Here is a 17,588-nt window from a genome sequence, read left to right as displayed (position 1 = left end):
TCGCCCATGTCGGACGCTAGTGCCGATCCCATCCGGCTGCGCCTCTACGTCGCCGGGCAGACGCCGAAGTCGCTAGCCGCGGTGCGCAATCTCGAACGGATCTGCAGCGAGCATTTCGAAGGCCGGTTCGCGGTCGAGGTCATCGACCTGCGCAAGTCGCCGCAGCTCGCGCGCGAGCACAACATCGTCGCGATCCCGACGCTGGTGCGCGAACTGCCGGAGCCGATGCGCAAGATCATCGGCGACCTGTCCGACACCCAGAAGGTCCTGGTGCATCTGTCGGTCGAGGGGGAGTGACGCCTCCATGGCCGGCCGCGAGGACGATATTGGCGCGCTGAAGCTGCGCCTGGAGGAAGCCGAGGAACTGATCCGCGCGATCCGCGAGGGCGAGGTGGATGCGCTGGTCGTCGAGGGCGCCCGGCCGGCAGAGGTGTTCACGCTCGAAGGCGGGCCGGAGCCCTACCGCGTCTTCATGGAGGCGATGGAGACCGGCGCCGCGGCGCTGGACGGCTCCCACCGGCTGCTCTTCGCCAACAAGGCGCTCTGCCAGCTCCTCGGCCGCTCGCGCATGGAGATCGAGGAGGAAGGCCTCGTCGAGGCGTTCGGGGCCGAGCATGCCGCCGGATTCGAGCAGCTGTTTCACGCGGCGGCAGCCGGCGCTGCAGCGATGGAACTGCAGCTGCATCTCGGTGGCAGGACGCTGCATCTGCACATCTCGGCTGCCCCGCTGCAGGTCGGGCCCTCGCTCGGCTTCGCGCTCACCGTCACCGACCTGACCGACCGCATCCGCGCCGCCGCGATCGAGGAGTCCGAGCGGCTGGCGCGCGCCGTCATCGCCTCGGCCAACGAGGCGGTCGTCGTCTGCGACCTCGACGGCCGGATCACCCACAGCAATGCCGCGGCGCTGGCGATCTGCCCGCAGGCGCCGCTCGGCAAGCGCTTCGACGAGGCGATCCCGCTGATCCTGCCCGACATGACCGGCCTCGTCTCCGGCGAGGACCTGATCGGCGTCGCTGTCGCCGGCGGTACGATCCAGGGCATCGAGGCGACGGCGCCCAAGGCGCCGAAGGCCCGCAGCCTGCTTGTCAGCGCAGCGCCGCTGATCGTCGGTTCGGACGAGATCCGCGGCTGCGTCGTCACCATGGTGGACCTCACCGAACGCAAGAAGGCGGAGCAGCAGCAGCTTCTGTTGATGCGCGAGCTCGACCACCGGGTGAAGAACACGCTGGCGCTGGTCACCTCGATCTGCGCCCGCACGGCCTCCTCCGAGGACACCGTCGACGGCTTCCGCCGCGCGTTTCTCGGCCGCATCCAGGCGCTGTCGGCGACCCATAATCTCCTGGCCGAAAAGTCCTGGACCGACCTGACGCTGAGGAGCATCGTCGTCGCCGAACTCGCGCCCTTCGTCGGCGAAGGCGATCCGCGCCTCTCGCTCGAAGGACTGGACGTGCGTATCGCGCCGCGGGCTGCGACGGCGATCGGCCTGGTGCTCCACGAACTTGCGACCAACGCCGTCAAGTACGGGGCGCTGTCGCACGCCTATGGCGATCTGAAGGTCGCGGCCGCGCTCGATCCGGATGCGGGCCGCCTGACGGTGACCTGGCGCGAGACAGGCGGCCTGATCACCGCCGAGCCGGTGCGGCGCGGCTTCGGCCGGACCGTGATCGCCCGCAGCCTCGCCTACGCCAAGGACGGGGGCGCCGACCTCGCCTTCGAGCCAGAGGGCGTCGCCTGCGTCATGCACGTGCCCTGGGAGGACGTCGTTCACAAGGATTAGGCTGGGCAAGCCGATCGGAGCGGGAGGATTGGATGGGGGACGAACAGCAGACGAACGGGGCGGAGCGGCTGTGCGACTCGCTGATCGCACAAGGGGTCGATACCTGTTTCGCCAATCCCGGCACCTCGGAAATGCATTTCGTCGGGGCGCTGGACCGCCGGCCGCAGATGCGCTGCGTGCTCGGCCTGTTCGAGGGCGTCGTGACGGCTGCGGCGGACGGATATGCGCGAATGGCGGAGAAGCCGGCGGCGACGCTGCTGCATCTCGGGCCCGGCCTCGCCAACGGCCTTGCCAACCTCCACAACGCCAAGAAGGGACGCACGCCGCTGATCGCCGTCGTCGGCGACCATGCCGCCCGGCACCTGCAATATGATGCGCCGCTGACGAGCGACGTCGACGCCGTCGCGCGGCCGATGTCGAACTGGCTGGCGCGGGCGAGCCATCCCGACCGTGTGGCGGACGAAGCCGCGGCGGCCTGGCGGGCGGCGGTGTCGACGCCGGGCGTCGCCACGCTGATCCTGCCGGCCGATATCGCCTGGGGAGCGGCCGCATCGGGCCCGATCGCGCCGGTCGCCCATCCCGGGTGGAAACCTGCCGATGCGGGCAAGGTGACGGAGGCGGCGGCTGCACTTCGAGAGCCCGGGCGCACCGTGCTTCTCGTCGGCGGGCGGGCATTGCGGGAGGAGGCGCTGGCGCTGGTCGCGGCGATCGCCGCGAAGACCGGGGCGGACTACCTCGCCGAAACCTTCAATGCGCGCATGCAGCGGGGAAGGGGACGCGTGCCCCTCGCCAAGCTCGCCTATCCCGTCGATCCCGCCGTTGCGACGCTGGCGGGCGCCGAGCGCGTGATCCTTGTCGACGCCCGGCCGCCGGTCGCCTTCTTCGCCTATCCGGACAAGCCGAGCGTCCTCAACGACCCCGCCGCCAGCCTGCATGCCCTCGCCGATCCGGACGAGGATCTGATGGCGGCGCTGCAGGCGCTGGCCGAGGCCGTCGGCGCGAAGCCGGGCGCGGCCGAAGCACCGCTGCCGCGCTCGGCTCTGGCGCGGCCGGACGCGCTCCCCACCGGGCGGCTCACCGCCGAGACCACCTGCACCATCCTCGCCGCCCTCCTGCCGGAGGAGGCGATCGTCTGCGACGAATCGATCAGCGCCGGTGGCGTCTTCTTCGAGGCGAGCTATGACGGCGCCCGGCACGATTATCTGCAGCTGACCGGCGGCGCGATCGGCATCGGCCTGCCGCTCGGCACCGGCGCCGCCGTCGCATGCCCCGATCGGCGCGTCGTCTGCCTGCAGGCGGACGGCAGCGCCATGTACACCGTGCAGGCGCTGTGGACGCAGGCGCGCGAGCGGCTGAACGTGACGACGGTGATCCTCTCCAACCGCCGCTACGCCATCCTCGAACACGAGATGCGCAATGTCGGCATCTCGCAATATGGCGCGAACGCCCGAGCCATGCTGCGCTTCGACGAGCCGCCGCTCGACTGGCCGAGCCTTGCCCACGGTCACGGTGTGGAGGGGGCCCGGGCGGAGACCGGCGAGGAGCTCGCCGACCTGTTGCGCGCCTCGTTCGAGACGAACGGGCCGTTCCTGATCGAGGCGGCGATCGACTGAACGGGCAGATCGGGCTGAGGCCCGGCCGAGGCGGCGCCCGGATCGGCGTCCGGCTCGCGGCTGCCGCGTCGCGGTCCGGCGGGATCAAATGCGTGTCAGGCGTGTCGAAGCGCGGGAACGCATTCGCGCCGGACCTGTTCGCACTCCTTCAAAGGAGTATGACGATGCCGACACTGCTGCCGCCCGTCCGCTATACGCCCGACCTCGAAGACGTCCAGCCGGGCGAAGGCGAGACCGTCCAGGGCCTGAACGAGACCTTCGACACGATCATCGAGACGACCGCCGAGGACTACGGCCATGCGGTCCGCGGCGTCCATGCCAAGTCGCACGGCATCCTGCGCGGGGTCCTGCGGATCCGGCCGGATCTGCCGGAGGAACTGGCACAGGGCATGTTCGCGCGCGGCGGCGACCATCCGGTCTATCTGCGCCTGTCGACCAATGCCGGCGACATCCTGCCGGACGCGGTCTCGCTGCCGCGCGGCCTGGCGCTGAAGGTGCTGCAGGTGGACGGCGAGCGCCTGCCGGGTGCGGACGGGGCGACGCAGGACTTCGTCATGGTCAACGGCACGGTGTTCCAGGCGAAGACCGCGTCGGAGTTCCACTCGAGCCTCAAGCTGCTGGCGGGGACGACCGACCGCCTCGAGGGCACCAAGAAGGCGATGTCGAGCGTCCTGCGCGGCGTCAATTCGGCGCTCCAGACGGTCGGGATCCAGAGCCCCACGGTGAACGCGCTCGGCGGCGCGCCGCAGGTCGACCCGCTCGGCGAGACCTATTACAGCGTCACGCCCTTCCGCTACGGCGACTATGTCGCCAAGTTCTCGCTGGCGCCGGTCTCGGCCGACCTGAAGGCGCTCTGCGGCGAGACGATCGCCGTCGACGGGCGGGAGGACGCGATCCGCGAGATCGTCCGCGAGGAGATGCGCAAGGTCACCGCGACCTGGGAGCTGCGGGTGCAGCTCCTGCGCGACCGGGCGGCACAGCCGGTCGAGGACCCGACCGTCGAGTGGTCCGAAGACGTCTCGCCCTTCGAGACCGTGGCGACGGTGGAGGTCCGTCCGCAGGACAGCTGGGACGAGGAACTGGTCCAGGAGGTGAACGAAGGGATGCGCTTCAGCGTCTGGACCGGGCTCGCCGCGCACCGGCCGCTCGGCAACATCAACCGCGCCCGCCGCGACACCTACCGGCATTCCGCGGCCTTCCGGCAGGTCTTCAACAAGTGCCCGATCCACGAGCCGGGGGCCCGCTGAGGCCCGGCGACCCGTCGCGGCAGAATCGGCGGGCCGTACGCCTCGTCGGACCAGGCGGTCGGGGCGGGAGGTGTGGGCGCAGACGGGGTGCGGGCACGCGCTCCGTCGAGGGCAGTCTGGGCGCCGCGCGTAGCCAACGGTTTGAAGCCGCGCCGCGTGCTCCCATCTCACAGGGATGGAAACCGCCAGAGGAGGTTGTCATGGCCACCGATGCATATCAGCAGGGTAAGCTTGCCTACCAGAACAACTACCCGATGTCCGGCTGCAGCTATCCCGTGGATTCGACGCTGCGTGCGGAGTGGATGCGAGGCTGGAACGAGGCCCGCAACGCCGATCCGGCGACCGGCGGAAGCGGCGAGCGATCCGGCATGATGGGTGACGCGCGAAAGGCCAGCCACATCGACGAGCGACACGTCCGCCAATCATGACGGGGGAGAAGGCGGGCGCCCTCAATCCGGCACCCGTCGGCAACTGACGCACCGTCTCCGTCGAGACGCTGCGACAGCTTGTTTGCCGAGCCAACGAAAAAGCCCCGGCTTGCGTCGGGGCTTCATCAGTGCTGCCGTTCCGGACGGCGGCGCCGCCGAAGCGCCGCCGATCCTTCGGCCGATCAGGCGGCGTTCGCCTCGATCTGCTTCTCGTTGGCGTTGCCGGCGGCGGTGATCGCGATCTTGCGCGGCTTCATCGCCTCCGGAATGACCCGGACCAGATCGATGTGCAGGAGGCCGTTCTTCAGGCTCGCGCCCTTCACCTCGACATATTCGGCGAGCTGGAAGCGACGCTCGAAGGCGCGGCCGGCAATGCCGCGATACAGCGTCTCGACGCTCTGCTCGTCCTTGCTCTCGGTCTTCTCGCCCTTCACCGTCAGGACGTTCTCGCGCGACTCGATCGACAGCTCGTCGTCGCCGAAGCCGGCCACCGCCATGGTGATGCGGTAGGCGTTCTCGCCGGTGCGCTCGATGTTGTAGGGCGGATAGGTCTGGGTGTTCGCCTCCGGCTGGGACAGGCCGTCGAGCATCGAGAACAGCCGGTCGAAGCCGACGGTCGAGCGGTAGAGCGGAGCGAAATCAACGTGACGCATGGTGTTCTCCATCAGAAGCAACAATGTTTGCGTATGGCGCGGCGGGCATCCCGTTCTGGCGATGCGGCCTTGGCCAGCGGCCCCGTTTCGGCGACCGCAGCCATGAGGTGGGATTGGCGATTTTCCCCGTCAAGTCGCCCGCCGAAAATTTTCCACCGGCGTCGGCGGCAGCTCTAACCACCTGAAAACGAACGGGTATCTGAACGGCCGATGAACGGCGCCTTCCGGACCGGTTCAGCCGCGGCGGCTATTCTGCCCCCACGCTCCGAGCCGCAGCCAGGCCATTCGGCGTCGATCTTCGCCTGGCGATCCCACCGGCTGCCGGGCGTACCGAAATCGGTCGCAACGTCCCGTCCCTTCCGTTGCGGCCGCCGGGACCGGGGGTCTTTAGACGGGGCCCCCGGTCTCCCCGCTCGGAACGACGCCGTCTCCCGCCGACGCACTGCTCCCGCGCCGCCGATGCCGCGCCGGATCGGCTTTGACCCGGTCGTAGCGCGATCTTAAGAAGCGCCATCTATCCGTTGGCCGAGCGCCTGCGGTGCAGCCCTCCGGCCGTCATCCAGCCGGCCAGTCGAAGATTTCGCCATGCACGAGACAGCCGAACCTGCAAGACTTCTCGTCACCGACGGCAATCCGGCGCCCGAGGGGCTGACGCTCGGCACCGTGCGCACGCTCGACGGCCGGCAGGTGCGCTATGCGCGGGCGCCGAGCGCGCAGGAGGGAACGCGGGGCACCGTCATCCTCCTGCAGGGGCGCAACGAGACGATCGAGAAGTATTTCGAGACGATGCGCGACCTTTCGGCCCGCGGCTTCGCCGTCCTGACCTTCGACTGGCGCGGGCAGGGCGGGTCGGAGCGCCTGCTTCGCCGCAGCCGTCTCGGCCATGTCCGGCGCTTCGGCCATTATCTGAACGACCTTGAGGCCGTCCTGCAGAACGTCGCTCTGCCCGACTGCCGTGGCCCCTACGCGATCCTGGCGCATTCGATGGGCGGGCTGATCGCCCTCGAGGCCGCCCCGCGTCTCAGCAATATCATCGAGCGAATGGTGGTCTGCGCGCCCCTGGTGGCCTTCCCCCGCCGGAAGGTCGGACTGCGCACCATCCACCGCGTCGCGCGGTTCCTGACGGCGCTCGGCTTCGGCCGCTCGGCGCTGGGACCCTTCGGGCCGAGCGGCAAGCTCCCGGATCCGGAGAACAACCCGCTGACCTCCGAGGCCGGCCGCTTTCGCCGCAACCGCGAACTGATGCAGGCCGCGCCGGATCTGTTCATCGGCGGACCGACGGTCGCGTGGCTCGCGGCAGTCTCCGGCGCCATGCTGCGGCTCACCGATTCCGACCGGATCGCGCGGCTGAACGTGCCGACGCTGATCGTCACCGCCGGCGCCGATCGTGTCGTGTCCAGCGAGGCGGCGGAGCGTCTCGCCTGGCGCATGCGCTGCGGCGCCAGCCTGAGCGTGCCGCTGGCTCGCCACGAACTCCTGCAGGAAGCGGACCGGTTCCGCGAGCCGGTCCTGGAGGCCTTCGAGGCATTCGTCGGGGAATCGCTGCCGCCGGCGTGACGGCGATGCCAGCCCGGAGCCGGGGAGACAGCCGGCGACGGCCGCGGGTCAGCCCGCCAGAATCTCCAGTGCCGCGGCGTGGAGCGCCGGCGTCGCCGCCGCGACGATGTCGCCGCCGCCTTCCGCCCGGCCGCCCGACAGCGTGGTGATGATCCCGCCCGCCTGCTCGACGATCGGGATCAGCGCGACGATGTCGTAGGGCTTGAGGCCCGCCTCGACGACGAGATCGACATGGCCGGCCGCAAGCATGCAGTAGGCATAGCAGTCGGTGCCGAAGCGGGTGAGGCGGGCGCGCGCCTCCAGCGCCTCGAAGCGTTCGAGGAGATCCCCCTGGAAGAGGCGGGGGGAGGTGGTGAAGAGCGTCGCATCTTCCAGTCCCTGCGTCCGGTGCACCGACAGCGCTTTGCGCTGGCCGCCGTGCTCGCACCATGCCGCCGAACCGTCGGCGAGGTAGCGCTCGCCGGTGAAGGGCTGCGACATGATCCCGAGTTCGGCGCGCGCGTTCTCGCAGTAGCCGATCAGCGTGCCCCAAACCGGGACCCCCGATATGAAAGCGCGCGTGCCGTCGATCGGATCGATCACCCACTGCCGGTCCGACGCGCCGCTGGCGCCGTACTCCTCGCCGAGGATCGCGTGATCCGGATAGCGCGCCGAGATGGCGGAGACGATCGCACGCTCTGCGGCGCGGTCGGCCTCGGTCACCGGATCGAAGGCATCGCTCAGCTTGTTGTCGACGCCGACCCCTGCCCGAAACCGCGGCAGGGTCTCGCGATCCGCCGCATCGGCGAGGTGCCGCAGAAAGGTCGCATCGGGTCGTTCCATCGGGAGTTATCTCCAGGCTCGGTCTTGGCACTGACTACGGCGTCGGCAGAATCTGCGCAATCTTTGGGCGTGCCTAAAATACACGCGATCAGCGCTTGACAGCTCTGGCGCCGCAGCATAGTTTTGCAGTGCGGCATTGGTTTGCCGCTGCCCTTACGGGCGTTTCCTCCCTAGACTCAGACCGCGCTGCTTCACTGCAGTGCGGTTTTTTTTGCCCGAAGCCTCGCCTCGTCCGGGATCACTCCGCTGCGGCCGGCCGGATATATTCGGCCATGACGTCGTCGGAGAGGCCTTCGACGAAGCGGCAGAGGCGCTCGCGCAGGATGGGGAAGCCGTCGTGGCGCTGAAAGGCGCGCTCGTCGGCGTAGAGCGCGCGGTTGATCTCGATCTGCAGGGCGTGGAAGCCGATCGGCGGGCGTCCGTAGCGCTCGGTGATGAAGCCGCCGGCATAGGGCTTGTTGCGCGCGACGTCGTAGCCGAGCTCGGTGAACCGGGCCGTCGCCATGGCGACGAAGCGGCCCGCGGCGCTCGTCCCGTAGCGGTCGCCGAGCACGATGTCGGGCCGGCGCCCGCCCGGCAGCGCCCGCACGGTCGACGGCATCGAATGGCAGTCGATGAGGATGGCGAGGCCGAAGCGCTGGTGCGTGCGCTTCAGCAGCGTTTCGAGCGCTGCGTGGAAGGGCTTGTAGATGTCCTCGATCCGCCGAAGTCCCTCCGAGAGCGGCAGGGTGTCGCGGTAGATCTCCTCGTTTTCCGCGACGATGCGCGGGATCGTCCCCAGCCCGCCCGCGACCCGCACCGACGCCGCGTTGACGAAGTCCGGCAATGTGTCGGCGAACATCTTCGGATCGAGCTCGTAGGGCTCCCGGTTCACGTCGAGAAAGGCGCGCGGGAACCGCGCCCGAATCAGCGGCGCCCCGAAGGACGGGACGAAATCGAACAGCTCGTCGACGAACAGATCCTCCGACCGCCGCACCGCATCGCCCGACAGGCGCGTCGCCGCCAGGAATTGCTGGGGATAGTCGTGGCCGCTGTGCGGCGAGCAGAAGACGAAAGGGACGGCGATGTCGTCAGGTTCGAGGATGTCAAAGGCCGGCACGCGGCCGCTGGCCGTATTCAGTGTCGGAATCGTCGCCAATCTGACCCCTTCCAGCCTCACGTGGCGCAAAAAAGTCCCGCCCGCGACAAGCGGGCCGATTTCCCTTTTAGAAAATGTTGGACCATTCTGCTATGCAATTGATGCAGGAACGAACCAGCCGCCGGTCAAGTTGCGCGGCGCTTGCGGAAAACACGAATGTTCAAGATTCTACTCGCCGAAGACGACAACGACATGCGCCGCTTCCTGGCCAAGGCGCTGGAGCGCGCCGGCTACGAGGTTGTGTCCTTCGACAATGGCGGCAGCGCCTATGAGCGGCTGCGCGAGGAGCCGTTCTCGCTGCTTCTCACCGACATCGTCATGCCCGAGATGGACGGCATCGAGCTCGCCCGCCGTGCCACCGAACTCGACCCGGACCTGAAGGTGATGTTCATCACCGGCTTCGCGGCGGTGGCGCTGAACCCCGATTCGAAGGCCCCGAAGGACGCCAAGATCCTGTCCAAGCCCTTCCATCTGCGCGAACTCGTCGACGAGGTCGGCAAGATGCTGGAAGACGCGGCCTGAGGAATGCGAGGGCGCAGCCGGTCCTTGCGAGATGACCGGCTGCCGCCCGTTGCCCGGCCGGAGGCGTCCCGCATGCGGGCGTTTCGGCCGGCTGGGGAAGGCGGCGCGAGGGGAGAAGGCCGCAAGCCGCAAAAGTCGTGTGACATCCTATTGACGAGCGCTTCCGACCTGTGGTCTATGCCGCTTCGTCGGATGGGCGTGTAGCTCAGCGGGAGAGCACTTCGTTGACATCGAAGGGGTCACAGGTTCAATCCCTGTCACGCCCACCATCCGAACCCCCGGGCCAAGACTTCGCTGCAGGATAGCGCGACGAAGCCCATCATCCTCCACATCTCCCGAGTGGTCCGGTCATGGCGCTTGCCGCTGCGCTTCGTCGGCCGTGGCCTCTGCAGGCGTCACGTCGCGGTTTCCGCATCAAGCGGGACGATTCTCCGCGGGTTGATCGGCGCCAGGTGAAGTCCACGGATGTCGCGGCACGGTCGCGTCCCGCGACGGTGCAGCCACGACTTCGGAACAGCTGAATCGCTTCCGCGGCCGGCGCGAACTCCTGACCCTCAGCGAGCATTTAAGCGGCGCTGATCACCCGCGTGGGCTCTCGCCGATTCGCCGGAGAAGGGAGAAGCCGTCCAGCATGCTTCCTCCCGCGCCGGGTCATCCCAAGCCGTAGAACCGGCGGGCGGTTTCGCCGAAGATCGCCGCCCGCTCACCTTCGCCAAGACGTCTCGCCCAGTCCGCGACCAGCGCATGGACCGCGTCATAGGGGGCCGTCGCGGCGGAGACCGGCCAGTCCGAGCCGAACATCAGCCGTTCCGGCCCGAAGAGGTCGAGTGTGCGGTCGAGATAGAGATCGTAGGGTGCCGCGCGCCAGTTCGCCGGGTCCGCCTCGGTGACGAGACCGGAGAGCTTCGCCATGACGTTCGGCCGGCGCGCCAGCTCGGCCATGCCGTCGAACCACGCCTCGTCGCGCGGCAGCGTCAGGTCCGGCTTGGCGATGTGGTCGACGACAAAGGCCTGGTCGGGACACCGGTCGACCAGCGCGATCGCTGCCGGGATGTGCCGCGGGCGCAGGAGGAGGTCGTAGGTGAGGCCGTGCGCCGCGAGCATGGAGACGCCGTGTACATGCGCGGGCGAGGCGGCGAAATCGTCCGCAGGCTCGTCGTGGATCAGCATGCGCAGGCCCTTCAGGCGGGGCGCATCGGCATAGGCGTCGAGCATTGCGCCCACGTCCGGATCGGTGAGGTCGAGCCAGCCGACGACGCCTTTCACGAAGGCGTGCTCATCCGCGATCCGGAGAAGGCTGTCGGTCTCCTCCCGCCGCGCCCGCGCCTGCACGGCCACACAGCCGTCGAAACCCTCCGCCGCGAGCAGCGGCGCGAGGTCCCCGGGCGAACGGTCGACCTGCATCTTCGGGTCGGTCATCCAGCCGTAGTCGGCGGCGTCGCGGGTGTAGTTCCAGAAGTGCTGGTGGGCGTCGATGCGCATCCGTTTCACCTCCGGGCGCCGGAAGAGGTTGGACGTTCCGCCGCCTCTTTCCTCCGGCCCCTGAAGATACAGCAGACGGCTGGTCGCGCCGCCGCCGTCATTCGGCGACCGTCACGATCGCCTTGACGATGTCGCGGCGGTCGGCGCTCCAGCCGGACAGCGCCGCGACGACATCCGGGAAATGGGCCGCATGGGTCTTCAGCTTGGCCGTGTCGATCGTCCCGCCGGCCATCGCCGCCGTCACCGTCTCGAAGTCCTCGCGGGTGGCGTTGCGGCTGCCCATCAGCGTCATCTCGCGCTTGTGGAACTCCGGATCGAGGAAGCGGATCTCGTCCTTGACGACGCTGACGAGGACGTAGGTGCCGCCATGCCCGACATAGGCAAAACCCGCCTCGATGGCGCGCGCGCTGCCCGTCGCGTCGAAGACGACGTCGAAGCCCGCGCCGCCGCTCGCCGCCATCACCGCCTGCGGGCCGTCGGCGAGGGTGTGGGTGTGCGTGAAGCCGAAGTCGCCCTTCAAGGCGTCCAGCCGCTCGGCATTGGCGTCGAGGAGATGGACCTCGGCGCCCCGCGCCTTGGCGAACAGCGCCGTGCCGAGGCCGATCGGCCCGAGCCCGACAACCAGCACGCGGTCCTCGGCCGTCAGGCGGGAGCGGCGCACAGCATGGGCGCCGATCGCCAGGAACTCGACCATCGCCGCCTGGTCCGGCGCCAGGTCGTCCGCCGGATAGAGATTGCCCGCCGGCACCGCCAGCCGCTCGGCAAGGCCGCCGTCGCGATGGACGCCGAGGACGGCGATGTTGGTGCAGCAGTTCGGCTTGCCGCGCAGGCAGGCGCGGCACTTCCCGCAGGAGACGTAGGGGTTGACGGTGACGAGGTCGCCGCGCCGAAAGCCATGGGCGTCCTCGGCGATGCGGCCGCTGAGCTCGTGGCCGATGACGCGCGGATATTCGAAGAAGGGCTGGTTGCCTTCGAGGATGTGGTAGTCGGTGCCGCAGATGCCGACGCGGGCGATGTCGACGAGCACCCAGCCCTCCGGCGCGCTCTGCGGCCGCGGCCGCGTCTCCAGCGTCAGCCGCCCCGGCGCCGCGACGACGAGGGCGCGCATCGTGCCGGCGGCGGCTTTGGTCTCGGAATCAGGCTGCACGGCGGTCGCTCCAGTCCGAGGGGAGTTCGCCCCGGATGATCAGGCTGAGGACGTCGTCCTTGGTGACCTGGTCGATGGCGTAGTCGCCGACGTTGCGGCCGTTGTTCATCACCATCACCCGGTCGCACAGACGAAAGACGTCGTGCATGTCGTGGCAGACGAGGAAGATGCCGATGCCGTCGGCGCGCAGCTTCTCGACGAGGCCGGACACCATCTCGGTCTCGGAAGGGCCGAGCGCCGCCGTCGGCTCGTCCATGATCAGCACCTTGACGTCGAAATAGATCGCCCGGGCGATGGCGATCACCTGGCGCTGGCCGCCGGACATGGCGCTGACCGGGACGGTGAGGTTCTTGAAGTTGGGGTTCAGCCGATGCAGCACCGCCTCGGCCTCGCGCAGCATCCGTTTCTTGTCGAGATTGCCGAAGCGGGTCTTCAGCTCGCGGCCGAGGAAGAGGTTGGCGGGCGCGTCGAGATGGTCGGCGAGCGCCAGCGTCTGGTAGATCGTCTCGATGCCGAGATCGCGGGCGGCGGAGGGGCTGGGGATTTCGGCCGGCTTGCCGCCGAGGCGGATCTCGCCGGAGGAGGCGGCCATCGCGCCGGACAGGATCCGCATCAGGCAGGACTTGCCCGCGCCGTTGTGGCCGAGGACGCCGACGACCTCGCCCGCATGCAGCGACAGCGACACGTCCTTGACGGCGTGGAGACCGCCGAAATGCTTGGAGATGTGCCGCATCTCGACGAGCGGCGGCTGGGCGTTCGACATCGCGTGCCTCATTCAGTCGGCCGTTCGGGCCTGATCTGCCGCGGGCCGGCCGAGTGCCCGGCCCGCGGCTTGGTTCGGATCGCTCAGTAGAGGACGTTCTTGGCTTCCGGGCTGTCGATGTTCTTCTTGGTGACGATCACCACGCCGGTGTTGACGAAGGGCTCGACCTTCTTGCCCTCGATCAGGTCGATGACGGTGTCGACGCCCTTGTTGCCCATCTCGTAGGAGCTCTGGACCGCGATCGCGTCGAGCGTGCCGTCCTTGATCATCTGCTGCTCGTCGGAATTGCCGTCGAAGCCGAGCGCCACGAGCTGACCCTTCTTGCCGGCCTGTTCGATCGCCCGGCCCATGCCGACGGCGGTCGGCTCGTTGGCGCCGAAGATGCCCTTGAGGTCCGGATGCGCCGAGAGCACGTCGGTCGTCTGGTTCAGCGCCGTCGCCATCTGCGACTGCGAATAGAGCGTCGAGACGACCTTCAGGTCGGAGTTCTTGGCGATGTAGTCCTTGAACCCGCCGACGCGGCCGATCTCGGAGCCGACGCCCGGCACGTAGGACATCACCGCGATGTTGCCGGTCTTGCCGACGCGGTCGATCATCTCCTTGGCCATCGCCTCGCCGGCCGCCTTGTTGTCGGTCGACAGGAACGACTGGTAGTAGGGCTTGGCCTTGTCGGACAGCGCCGAGTCGATGATCACGACCGGGATGCCGTTCTCGAAGGCGCGCTTCACCGCCGGCACCAGCGCCTCCGGGTCGGAGGGGGCGAGGACGATGCCCTTCACGCCGCGGTTGACGGCGTTCTCGACCATGTTGACCTCGTCGGAGATGGCCGTCTCGGTCGCCGGCCCGTCGAAGGTCATGGTGTAGCCCTTGTGCTTCTTGATCGCGGCCTCGGCGCCCTTCCTGACGTTCTGCCAGTAGTTCGACGAGTTGGTCTTCACGATCACGGCGATCTCCTGCGCCATGGCGGCGCCCGACACCGTGGTCAGCAGTCCGGCGAGGACGGCCGCGGCCGTCCATGTTCCGAATTTCTTCATAGGATGATCCTCCCGTTTGGCGGCCGACCTCCGGCCGCGATTGCGTTTTCCGTCAGGGTTCGGCGGCGCCTCCCGCGCCGCCTCACCGGCGATTGCGCAGCTGGTCGACATAGACCGCGCCGATGACGACGCAGCCGATGACGATCTGCTGGATGAAGGACGACACGCCGGCCATGTTCAGCCCGTTGCGCAGGATGCCGATGATGAAGGCGCCGATCATCGTGCCGGAGATCGTGCCGGCACCGCCCATCAGCGACGCGCCGCCGATCACCGCCGCGGCGATGGCGTCGAGCTCGGCCATGACGCCCTCGCTCGGCTGCGCCGTGACGAGGCGCGACATCAGGACGAGGCCCGCGAGCCCGGCCATGAAGCCGGAGAGCGAATAGGCGAAGAGCTTGGTGCGCCAGACGCTGACGCCCGAGAGATGCGCGGCCTCCTCGTTGGAGCCGACGGCATAGACGTGCCGGCCGACGCCGCGCTTGTGCAGGACGAAGCTGACGATCAGCGCCGCGACGAGAAGCAGGATAGCGGGGTAGGGGATGCCCGGAAAGACGACGTGCGGAAAGCCGTTCGGCGCCTTCTGGACGATCCGGAACAAGGCGCCGTTGCCGAGCAGGCCGAACGTATCGCCGAGGCCCGACACGGGCGCGGCGCCGGTGATCTGCAGCGCGACGCCGCGCGCGATCAGCATCATGCCGAGGGTCGCGATGAAGGGGGTGATCCGCAGCTTGGTGACGACGAGGCCGTTGAGGAAGCCGCAGAACGTTCCGACGGCGAGGCCGCCGGCAAAGCCGACGGAAACCGGCAGCCCCGCCTTGACCAGAAGCCCGGCGCAGACACCCGACAGGGCCAGCACGGAGCCGACCGACAGGTCGATGCCGCCGGTGATGATGACGACGGTCATGCCGAGGCCCAGCAGGCCGATCACCGCGGTCTGCAGCAGGATCGTCATGGCATTCGCCGACGAGAGGAAGGCGCCGTTGACGAAGGAGAAGGCGACGACGAGCACGACCAGCGTCGCCAGCGCCGAGACCTTCTGGATCAGGTCGCCCTGGCGCTTCACCGCGCCGGCGATGCCGATCACGTCGAGACCTCCGGGCTTTGCCGCGGACTCCTCCATCTGGGTCATCTCGATCCTCCCCGCGGCCGAGGCGCCGGCGAGCGGAACGCCGCCTTCGCCTTCACCGGCCAGTCTCAAGGTCCGGCCCATGCGATGTCGGCCCGGCTCCCTCTCCCGGGCGAGACACTAGACAGGCCGGCGATTTTCCGTCAATGGTTTTTAATTGTTTTCGTACTGAACGGGAATGTTGCAGCCCCGTCAGTTGCTTCTGCGAATGGTACGGAAGTCGTGGCGCGGACGAACGAGCGGTTCAAGGCAGCCTACAACGCCCTTCTCCAGCGGCTGGAAGCCTGGCCGGAGGGCGCCGCGCTGCCCTCCGAGGCGGCGATCGCCGAGTGGCTGTCGGTCAGCCGCACCGTCGCGCGCTCGGCGCTGAAGGAGCTCGACGAGGCTGGCATCGTCCGCTGGCGAGGCCGGGACAAGCAGGTGCTGCGCCGGCCCCTGCCGGCCGACCGCTTCGCGCCGACCGACCTTCGCACCGGCAGCGAGCGGCTGGAGCGGGCTTTCCTCGAATGGATCCTGCGCCGCGACGTCGTGCCGGATACGCGGCTGAACGTGCGCGACCTGTCGCGGCGGTTCTCGGTCAATCCCGCGGCGGTCACCGAATTCCTCACCCGCTTCAGCCGCTTCGGCCTGGTGCGGCGGGAGGGGCGCGACGGCTGGGTGCTGGCGGGCTTCACCCCGCAATATGCGATGGAACTCTCCGACTTCCGCCGCATGATCGAGCTCGATGCCGCGAGGCGCTTTGCCGGGCTTCCCGAGGATCATCCGGTCTGGGCGGAGCTGACGGCGATGGAGGCCGAGCACCACCGCGTCCTCGGCGCGATCGAGACCGCCTTCCACGACTTCTCGGCGCTCGACGACCGGTTCCACACCGCGGTCGTCGCGATCACCGGGAATCGCTTTGCTCTGGAATTCCAGAACCTGATCTCCTTCGTCTTCCACTATCACTACCAGTGGAACAAGCGCTCGGAGCGCGAGCGCAACGAGGCGGCGATCGGCGAGCATCTCGTCTACATCGCCGCACTGCGCTCGCGCGATCCGGCACGCATCGCGGCTGCGGCGGATGCGCATCTGTCGACCGCCCGCCAGACGCTGCTCGCTTCGATCGAGCGGCCGTAGTGCCGGGGGGACCGCGAGCGGAAGCTGACGCGTTTGGCTCGCGGACGGCGCGTCATCCGCGCGCGACGGCGTCGGCGGCGGGCCAGAGGGTCGGCGGCACCGGCGTCGCCAGCGCCGCGAGGTTCTTCGCAAGAAGCGGCAGCTCCGCGGTGCCGATCAGCGTCGAGGCAACGACGTCGCAGCGGCCGGGGAACTGCATCGCCGCCACCGGCAGGTCGACGCCCTCCGCCCGGCACACGGCCTGCAGCCGTTCGACCCGGTCCAGGATCTCCGGGCTCGCCGGGCCGTAGTCGAAGTTCGCGCCGGGCCGCGCGCCTGTCGCGAGAATGCCGGAGTTGAAGACGCCGCCGGCGACGATGGCGACCTCTCGCTCCCGGCAGAGCCCGAGAAGCCGCGGCTCGGCGCTGCGGTCGAGCAGGCTGTAGCGGCCGGCGAGCAGGATGATGTCGATGTCGGCGTCGGCCAGCACCTTTTCGCAGATCGCCACCTCGTTCACGCCGAGGCCGATCGCCTTGACGTCGCCCGCGGCCTTCAGCTCGGCGAGCGCGGCGAGGCCGCCCTCCATCAGGTCGCGGTAGTGCCGGGCGTTCTCCGCGCCATGGGTGTAGGTGCCGATGTCGTGGACGTAGAGGATGTCGGGACGGCGCCCGTTCAGGCGGGCAAGGCTCGACTCGTAGCTCCGCAGGATGCCGTCGCGGCTGTAGTCGAAGTGCGGCGCGTTCGGCAGCGGGTCGACATAGCCGTGGTCCGGGATGTCGGCGGGATCGACCGGTTCGAGCACGCGGCCGACCTTGGTCGAGACGACGCAGTCCGGGGTGTCGCCGAGGCTCGACAGGAAGGCGCCGAGTCGCTGCTCCGCCCGCCCGAACCCGTAGAAGGGCGCCGTGTCGAAATAGCGGATGCCGGCCTCGTGAGCGGCTTCGAAGACCGCTGCGGCGTCCTCGTCGGTGCAGGCGCGGTAGAGCCCGCCGATCGAGGCGGTGCCGAGGCCGACGGTGGTGATCGCGAGACCCGACCGCTTCAGAACCGTCGTGGCGACAGCCCCGCTCCCCCTGGATTTCCTCATCTCATTTCCTCCCATTCCCGCCGCGTCGACGAGACTCTCCGAACGCCGAACCGGCCAGCCGCGCAATCCGCAGCCGCCGGCCCTGACTCCGACCGCG

At 68.9% G+C, this 17,588-nt stretch carries 17 protein-coding genes and 1 tRNA gene; 9 read left to right on the top strand and 9 right to left on the bottom strand.

Annotated elements, in window-relative coordinates; genetic code table 11:
• The first annotated feature begins 6 nt into the window (after window positions 1-6).
• The 5 genes from AB5S17_RS06220 (at window position 7) to AB5S17_RS06200 (ending at window position 5,065) form a co-directional block, all read left to right on the top strand.
• Window positions 7-297 (top strand): circadian clock KaiB family protein, encoded by a 291-nt coding sequence (locus AB5S17_RS06220; protein WP_369237247.1) that lies wholly within the window; start codon window positions 7-9, stop codon window positions 295-297.
• A 7-nt stretch (window positions 298-304) separates the two neighbouring features.
• A complete protein-coding gene (locus tag AB5S17_RS06215; protein WP_369237245.1) occupies window positions 305-1,777 on the top strand; it encodes an HWE histidine kinase domain-containing protein in 1,473 nt (490 codons plus the stop codon).
• A 32-nt stretch (window positions 1,778-1,809) separates the two neighbouring features.
• Window positions 1,810-3,390 (top strand): acetolactate synthase large subunit, encoded by a 1,581-nt coding sequence (locus AB5S17_RS06210; RefSeq protein WP_369237243.1) that lies wholly within the window; start codon window positions 1,810-1,812, stop codon window positions 3,388-3,390.
• 164 nt (window positions 3,391-3,554) lie between these two features.
• Window positions 3,555-4,637, top strand: a complete 1,083-nt coding sequence (locus AB5S17_RS06205; protein WP_369237241.1) for a catalase family protein — start codon at window positions 3,555-3,557, stop codon at window positions 4,635-4,637.
• A 200-nt stretch (window positions 4,638-4,837) separates the two neighbouring features.
• Window positions 4,838-5,065 carry an Rmf/CrpP family protein gene (locus AB5S17_RS06200; RefSeq protein ID WP_369237239.1) on the top strand — a complete coding sequence of 76 codons (228 nt, stop codon included), beginning with the start codon at window positions 4,838-4,840 and terminating at the stop codon, window positions 5,063-5,065.
• A gap of 182 nt (window positions 5,066-5,247) precedes the next feature.
• Here AB5S17_RS06200 and AB5S17_RS06195 read toward each other — a convergent pair whose 3' ends face one another.
• Window positions 5,248-5,718, bottom strand: a complete 471-nt coding sequence (locus AB5S17_RS06195; protein WP_369237237.1) for an Hsp20 family protein — start codon at window positions 5,716-5,718, stop codon at window positions 5,248-5,250.
• A 585-nt stretch (window positions 5,719-6,303) separates the two neighbouring features.
• Between AB5S17_RS06195 and AB5S17_RS06190 the strand changes: the two genes are divergently transcribed.
• Window positions 6,304-7,275, top strand: coding sequence for an alpha/beta fold hydrolase (locus AB5S17_RS06190; RefSeq protein WP_369237235.1), 972 nt, complete (start codon window positions 6,304-6,306; stop codon window positions 7,273-7,275).
• Between the two features lie 48 nt (window positions 7,276-7,323).
• Here the strand turns inward: AB5S17_RS06190 and hisN are convergent, their stop codons facing one another.
• Window positions 7,324-8,097, bottom strand: coding sequence for a histidinol-phosphatase (gene hisN / locus AB5S17_RS06185; protein WP_369237231.1), 774 nt, complete (start codon window positions 8,095-8,097; stop codon window positions 7,324-7,326).
• A gap of 238 nt (window positions 8,098-8,335) precedes the next feature.
• Complete coding sequence (locus tag AB5S17_RS06180) at window positions 8,336-9,235, bottom strand: N-formylglutamate amidohydrolase (RefSeq protein WP_369237229.1); 900 nt, start codon at window positions 9,233-9,235, stop codon at window positions 8,336-8,338.
• A gap of 156 nt (window positions 9,236-9,391) precedes the next feature.
• Between AB5S17_RS06180 and cpdR the strand changes: the two genes are divergently transcribed.
• A complete protein-coding gene (cpdR, locus tag AB5S17_RS06175; RefSeq protein ID WP_369237227.1) occupies window positions 9,392-9,757 on the top strand; it encodes a cell cycle two-component system response regulator CpdR in 366 nt (121 codons plus the stop codon).
• A 194-nt stretch (window positions 9,758-9,951) separates the two neighbouring features.
• A tRNA-Val gene (locus AB5S17_RS06170) sits at window positions 9,952-10,026 on the top strand.
• Between the two features lie 382 nt (window positions 10,027-10,408).
• Here the strand turns inward: AB5S17_RS06170 and AB5S17_RS06165 are convergent.
• The 5 genes from AB5S17_RS06165 to AB5S17_RS06145 all read right to left on the bottom strand — a co-directional run bounded on the left by AB5S17_RS06165 (window position 10,409) and on the right by AB5S17_RS06145 (window position 15,312).
• Window positions 10,409-11,239 carry an amidohydrolase gene (locus tag AB5S17_RS06165; RefSeq protein WP_369237225.1) on the bottom strand — a complete coding sequence of 277 codons (831 nt, stop codon included), beginning with the start codon at window positions 11,237-11,239 and terminating at the stop codon, window positions 10,409-10,411.
• Window positions 11,240-11,336: 97 nt separating this feature from the next.
• On the bottom strand, window positions 11,337-12,347 hold the full coding sequence (locus AB5S17_RS06160) for a zinc-binding alcohol dehydrogenase family protein (RefSeq protein WP_369237411.1): 1,011 nt from the start codon (window positions 12,345-12,347) through the stop codon (window positions 11,337-11,339).
• A gap of 28 nt (window positions 12,348-12,375) precedes the next feature.
• Complete coding sequence (locus tag AB5S17_RS06155) at window positions 12,376-13,149, bottom strand: ATP-binding cassette domain-containing protein (protein WP_369237223.1); 774 nt, start codon at window positions 13,147-13,149, stop codon at window positions 12,376-12,378.
• A gap of 83 nt (window positions 13,150-13,232) precedes the next feature.
• The gene (locus AB5S17_RS06150) at window positions 13,233-14,183 is read right to left on the bottom strand and encodes an ABC transporter substrate-binding protein (protein ID WP_369237221.1); all 951 of its coding nucleotides are present in this window, start codon (window positions 14,181-14,183) and stop codon (window positions 13,233-13,235) included.
• A gap of 82 nt (window positions 14,184-14,265) precedes the next feature.
• A complete protein-coding gene (locus tag AB5S17_RS06145) occupies window positions 14,266-15,312 on the bottom strand; it encodes an ABC transporter permease (RefSeq protein ID WP_369237219.1) in 1,047 nt (348 codons plus the stop codon).
• Window positions 15,313-15,531: 219 nt separating this feature from the next.
• Here AB5S17_RS06145 and AB5S17_RS06140 point away from each other — a divergent pair, with 219 nt between their 5' ends.
• Window positions 15,532-16,425, top strand: coding sequence for a GntR family transcriptional regulator (locus AB5S17_RS06140; protein WP_369237217.1), 894 nt, complete (start codon window positions 15,532-15,534; stop codon window positions 16,423-16,425).
• Window positions 16,426-16,477: 52 nt separating this feature from the next.
• Here the strand turns inward: AB5S17_RS06140 and AB5S17_RS06135 are convergent, their stop codons facing one another.
• A complete protein-coding gene (locus AB5S17_RS06135) occupies window positions 16,478-17,491 on the bottom strand; it encodes an aldo/keto reductase (protein WP_369237215.1) in 1,014 nt (337 codons plus the stop codon).
• Between the last annotated feature and the right edge of the window lie 97 nt (window positions 17,492-17,588).

This window comes from Jiella sp. M17.18 (genome assembly GCF_041027365.1).
Lineage (GTDB): Bacteria > Pseudomonadota > Alphaproteobacteria > Rhizobiales > Rhizobiaceae > VKMB-3413.
Note: the sequence above shows the minus strand (reverse complement) of the source record. Positions and strands in the feature narration are given on the sequence as shown.

What these genes read in the sequence shown, in the direction of transcription:
- AB5S17_RS06220 (WP_369237247.1), top strand. Translation starts at nt 7, where the DNA reads ATGTCGGACGCTAGTGCCGATCCCATCCGGCTGCGCCTCTACGTCGCC.
- AB5S17_RS06215 (WP_369237245.1), top strand. Translation starts at nt 305, where the DNA reads ATGGCCGGCCGCGAGGACGATATTGGCGCGCTGAAGCTGCGCCTGGAG.
- AB5S17_RS06210 (WP_369237243.1), top strand. Translation starts at nt 1,810, where the DNA reads ATGGGGGACGAACAGCAGACGAACGGGGCGGAGCGGCTGTGCGACTCG.
- AB5S17_RS06205 (WP_369237241.1), top strand. Translation starts at nt 3,555, where the DNA reads ATGCCGACACTGCTGCCGCCCGTCCGCTATACGCCCGACCTCGAAGAC.
- AB5S17_RS06200 (WP_369237239.1), top strand. Translation starts at nt 4,838, where the DNA reads ATGGCCACCGATGCATATCAGCAGGGTAAGCTTGCCTACCAGAACAAC.
- AB5S17_RS06195 (WP_369237237.1), bottom strand. Translation starts at nt 5,718, where the DNA reads ATGCGTCACGTTGATTTCGCTCCGCTCTACCGCTCGACCGTCGGCTTC.
- AB5S17_RS06190 (WP_369237235.1), top strand. Translation starts at nt 6,304, where the DNA reads ATGCACGAGACAGCCGAACCTGCAAGACTTCTCGTCACCGACGGCAAT.
- hisN (WP_369237231.1), bottom strand. Translation starts at nt 8,097, where the DNA reads ATGGAACGACCCGATGCGACCTTTCTGCGGCACCTCGCCGATGCGGCG.
- cpdR (WP_369237227.1), top strand. Translation starts at nt 9,392, where the DNA reads ATGTTCAAGATTCTACTCGCCGAAGACGACAACGACATGCGCCGCTTC.
- AB5S17_RS06165 (WP_369237225.1), bottom strand. Translation starts at nt 11,239, where the DNA reads ATGCGCATCGACGCCCACCAGCACTTCTGGAACTACACCCGCGACGCC.
- AB5S17_RS06160 (WP_369237411.1), bottom strand. Translation starts at nt 12,347, where the DNA reads ATGCGCGCCCTCGTCGTCGCGGCGCCGGGGCGGCTGACGCTGGAGACG.
- AB5S17_RS06155 (WP_369237223.1), bottom strand. Translation starts at nt 13,149, where the DNA reads ATGTCGAACGCCCAGCCGCCGCTCGTCGAGATGCGGCACATCTCCAAG.
- AB5S17_RS06150 (WP_369237221.1), bottom strand. Translation starts at nt 14,183, where the DNA reads ATGAAGAAATTCGGAACATGGACGGCCGCGGCCGTCCTCGCCGGACTG.
- AB5S17_RS06145 (WP_369237219.1), bottom strand. Translation starts at nt 15,312, where the DNA reads ATGACCCAGATGGAGGAGTCCGCGGCAAAGCCCGGAGGTCTCGACGTG.
- AB5S17_RS06135 (WP_369237215.1), bottom strand. Translation starts at nt 17,491, where the DNA reads ATGAGGAAATCCAGGGGGAGCGGGGCTGTCGCCACGACGGTTCTGAAG.